Source organism: Kineococcus sp. TRM81007 (assembly GCF_022669155.1).
In the GTDB taxonomy this organism is placed as follows: Bacteria; Actinomycetota; Actinomycetes; order Actinomycetales; family Kineococcaceae; genus Kineococcus.
In genome coordinates this window covers 14,174-18,570 of record NZ_JALBVB010000042.1, presented here as the reverse complement: position 1 = coordinate 18,570, position 4,397 = coordinate 14,174, and the positions used below count along the sequence as shown (strand labels likewise).

3 protein-coding genes are annotated in these 4,397 nt (G+C 81.0%); 2 read left to right on the top strand and 1 reads right to left on the bottom strand.

Going from position 1 to position 4,397, the window contains the following annotated elements:
* Positions 1 to 20: 20 nt before the first annotated feature.
* On the bottom strand, positions 21 to 1,091 hold the full coding sequence (locus tag MN205_RS21690) for a glycosyltransferase (RefSeq protein ID WP_242125621.1): 1,071 nt from the start codon (positions 1,089 to 1,091) through the stop codon (positions 21 to 23).
* 59 nt (positions 1,092 to 1,150) lie between these two features.
* Between MN205_RS21690 and MN205_RS06865 the strand changes: the two genes are divergently transcribed.
* Entirely contained in the window at positions 1,151 to 2,296 is a 1,146-nt protein-coding gene (locus tag MN205_RS06865; protein ID WP_242125619.1) for a glycosyltransferase, read from the top strand.
* Complete coding sequence (locus MN205_RS06860) at positions 2,293 to 4,368, top strand: DUF6541 family protein (protein ID WP_242125617.1); 2,076 nt, start codon at positions 2,293 to 2,295, stop codon at positions 4,366 to 4,368. Before MN205_RS06865 ends, MN205_RS06860 begins: the two co-directional genes overlap by 4 nt.
* The last annotated feature ends 29 nt before the right edge of the window (positions 4,369 to 4,397 follow it).

Below are 4,397 nucleotides of genomic sequence, written 5' to 3'. Positions count from 1 at the left end.
GGGGAGGGGGGAGGGCGGGGTCAGGGGCGGGCGGGCAGGGTGGCCAGCACCGCGTCGAAGGCGGCGGCCACGGCGGCGGGGGAGAAGCGCTCGCGCACCGGCCCGGCGATCCGCTCCGGCGGCAGGTGCTCCGCGGCGGCGCGCTGCACCGCGTCGGCGAACGCGGCCGCGGTGCGCTCGGCCACCAGGTGCACCCCCGGCCCGGCGAAGTCCCGCGCCCCGCCGCGCGCGCCCAGCACCGCCGGGCGCCCCGCCGCCAGCGCCTCCGCACCGGCCACGCAGAACGTCTCGTGCCGGCTGGGCAGCAGGAACACGTCGCACGCCGCCCACTCGCCGGCGAACTCCGCCGGTGCCCGCCGCCCCAGCAGCTCCAGCGAGCCGGCCACCCCCAGCCGCGCGGCCCGCTCGCGCACCGCCCCCTCCAGCGGCCCGGACCCCACCCAGCGCAGGCGCGCGTCCACGCCGCGCCGGCGCAGCTCCGCCAGCGCCGCCACCGCCAGCAGCGGGTCCTTCACCGGCCGCAGGTTGCCCACCGCCAGCAGCCGCAGCACCGGCCCGCCCGGCGGCGGCACCACCGGGGCCGGGGCCGGCACGACGTTCGGCACGACGTGGCAGGTGCCGTCCCGGCGGAAGGGCGCGACCGCGTCCGCCAGGTAGCGGCTCACCGCCGTCACCGCGTCCGGGCGCGCCAGCACCCGTCGCGCCCCGGCCGCCCGCCGCCACAGCGGCCCGCCCGAGGCCGGGTCCGACACGCCCGACCAGTGCTCGGTGTGCAGCCACGGCACCGGTGGCCGCCACGGCCCGGCCAGCGGGCCGAGCAGCAGCAGCGCGGAGAACACGTGCGTGTGCAGCACGTCCGCCCCGCCCGCCGCCGCGCGCACCGCCGCCAGCGCCCGCGCCACGGACCGCGGCGAGCGCCGGTCCAGCACCAGCCGCTCCACGCCCGGCTCGGGTGCGGCCGGCCGGGACGCCAGGTGCAGCACCGACACCTCGTGCCCGAGCCGCAGCGCCTCGACGTGCCGGCGCACGAACACGCCCTCCACGCCGTCGGCGCTGCTGGGGTACCAGGTGGTCACGACGGCGATGCGCACGCCGCGATCCTGCCGCGCCCACCCCGGGGTGACGGCGCGTCCGGGTAGGGTCCCGCTCCGTGTCGCCCCTGGTCCGCATCGCCACCCGGACCTGGGCGCCCGACGTGGGTGCCGCCCCCTTCCGGCTGCGCGCCCTGGCGCTCGCCCTGGTCGCCGCCGGCTGCGACGTGGAGGTCCTCACCACCTCCCCGCCCGGCGCCGCCCCGCCCGACGAGGACGGCGTGCGGACCCGCCGCGCCCCCGTGCTGCGCGACGCCGAGGGCGTCGTGCGCGGCTACCTGCCGTACCTGAGCTTCGACGTGCCGCTGACCGGGCGGCTGCTGCTGGGCAGGCGCCCCGACGTCGTCGTGCACGAACCGCCGCCGACCACGGGCCTGGCGACGCGGCTGGCGAGCCGGCTGCGCGGCGTGCCGTACGTCTCCTACGTGCCCGACGTGTGGTCGCTGGGCGCGGTCGCGGCCGGGGCGCCGCGGCCGGTGCTGACGGCGCTGCGCGCCGCGGAGGCGACCGCGCTGCGCGGCGCGGCGGCCGTGCTGGCCGTCACGGACGGCATGGCCGAGGAGGTGGTGCGCGCCGGCGTGGACCGCGAGCGCGTGCACGTCGTCGGCAACGGCGTGGACGTCGGCGTCTTCCGGCCCTCCGGCCGGGTGCCGGACGCGCCCGGGCTGCGCGCCGTCTACAGCGGCACCATGTCGCAGTGGCAGGGCGCGGAGGTGTTCGTGCGCGCCTTCGCCGAGGTGGCCCGCGCCGACCCGGCCGCCCGGCTGGTCATGGTCGGCGGCGGCGTCGACGCGCCCCGGCTGCGGGTGCTGGCCGCCGAGCTGGCGCCCGGCGCGGTCGAGCTGCCCGGGACGGTGGCGCCCGCCGAGGCCGCCCGCCTCCTGGGGGAGGCGGACGTGGCGCTGGCGTCCCTGGTGCCCGGCAGCGGCTACGACCTCATGGCCCCCACGAAGATCGCCGCAGCGGCGGCCTGCGGCACCCCCGTGCTGTTCGCCGGCGTCGGCAGCGGCCGCGACGCCGTGCTGGCCGGGGACCTCGGTGCGGCCGTGGAGCACGACACCGCGTCGGTGGCGCGGGCGCTGAGCGGCTGGCGGCGCCCGGACGCGGCGCAGCGGCAGCGGCTGCGGGAGTGGGCGCTGCGGCACGGCTCCCTGGCCGCCGCCGCCGAGCGAGCCGCGGCCGCGGTGCTGGCGGTGCTGCGGTGACGCGCGCCGGGCCCGGCCCGGTCACCTGGCCGGCCGGCGACCCGGCCGCCGACGCCGCCACCCTCGCCCTGGGGGCGCTGTGGGTGCTGCTGCCGGGCGCGCTGGTGCTGCGCGCCGCGGGGGTGCGCTCGGCCGCCCTGCTGGCCGGTGCCGCGCCGGTCGTCGGCGTCGGCGCGTTCACCGTCGCCGCGGTCGCCACGGCCCCGCTGCCGGTGCCCTTCACGTGGTGGACGGCGCTCGCGGTCACCGCCGCGCTCGCGGGCCTGGCCGCCGCGGTGGCCGCGGCCGTGCGCGCCCTCGCCGCCCGGCGGCCGGGCCCACCGCCCCCCGGGGCGCACCCGGCCGCCGGTGCCGGCGGGTCCGGCGGGCGCACCGCCCGCGCGGTGGGCGCGGTGCTGCTGGCCGCCGCGGCCGCGTGGGCGGTGCACGTCTTCCGCGCCGGCCTGGGCTCCCTGGCGGTGCCGTCCCAGGAGCACGACTCCGTCACCCAGTCCCTCGTCGCCGCCCGCATCGCCCGCAGCGGCGAGGCCGCCCCCTGGAGCGCCCAGCCCCTGGACGTGGTGACCGGGTCCCCGGCGCTGTACTACCCCAGCGGCCTGCACGAGTGGGTCGCCCTGCTGGCCGGCACGTCCGGCGCGTGGGGCGGCACCGTCGTCACCGCCCTGAACGCCACCGGCGTGCTCGCCGTCGCGCTCGTGCAGCCGCTGGGCCTGTTCGCCCTGGCCCACCGGGTGCTGCCGGGTGCGGGGGCCGTGGCCGGCGGGGCCGCGGCGCTCGCCTCGGCGCTGGCGTACCAGCCGCTGCTGGCCATGCACCACGACTCCGGTGCCGTCGCCAACGCGACCGCGCTCGCCCTGGCCCCCGGGCTGCTGGCCCTGGTGCTGCCGCCGCCGGCGGCCGAGCGCCCCGCCCCCGCCGCCCGGGTGCTGCCGCTGGCGCTGGGCTGCGCGGGGGCGCTGAACGTGCACCCCAGCGCGGCCGTCACCGTCGGTGCCGGGGCGGTGGCGTGGGTGGTCGCCGACGGGGTGGTGCGCCGCCGCTGGCCGCTGCCGTGGCGGTGGGCCGGGGCGCTGGCCTGCGGCGGGGCCCTGGCCGCCGCGCTGGTGCTGCCGTCGCTGGCGGCCGCGGCGGGCGCGGGCGGCGGTTCCTCGGAGCGGTTCGCCCGCGACGTGCCCGTGCTGGGCCTGCCCGCGGCCCTGCGCCGGGTGCTGGTGCTGCCGCTGCAGGGGGGGATCGACCCCGAGGGGGTCACCGCGCAGTGGTGGCTGGCGGGCGCTGTGCTGCTGGGGGCGCTGCTGGCGGGCCGGTGGGCCGGCGCGGTGGCCCTGACGTGGCTGGCGTGGGCGGCCGTCTCGGTGCTGTACCTGGTGGGCGCCTCGGCGCCGGGGCTGGACGTGCTGTGGGACACCGCCTGGAACTCGTACTACCGCGTCGCCGCGCACGGCGCGCCGTGGGCGTGGCTGCTGGTGGGGGTGGCGGCGGTGCGGCTGCCGGGGCTGCTCGCCCGCCTCGTGCCGCCGGCGCCGCGCGCGCTGCTGTCCGGCGCGCTGGCGGCGGTGCTGCTGGCGGGGACCGCCGCCGGCACCGGGGACGCGGTCGTGCGGGCGCTGCGCGAGAAGCACGCCGACCCCGTCTACCAGCGGGTCAGCCCCGACGACCTGGCCGCCGCGGAGTTCCTCGCCGGGGAGGTGCGCCCGGGTGAGCGGGTCCTGAACAACGGCAACGACGGCTCGACGTGGGGCTACGTCCGCCACGGGGTGCCGGTCCTGGCCACCACCCCCACCGGCTCGCCGCGCGCGCCGCGGGTGCGCGAGCTGCTGCGCTCCTTCCGGGGGTTCCCCACCGACGCGCGGGTGCGCGAGCTGGTGCGCGAGCTCGGGGTGCGGTGGGTCGTCGTGGACACCGACGCGCCGTGGCTGCCGCTGCGGGGCGCGGACGCGGCGTTCTACGGCTCGGACTCCTACACCGTGCCGCCCGGGCTGACGGGCCTGGACGAGGTGCCGGGCCTGCGCCCGGCCTTCCGCAGCGGCACCGTGACCGTCTACGAGGTCCCGGAGCTGCCCGCCCCCTGACACCCGCGCCAGCACCCGGCGGTGATCGT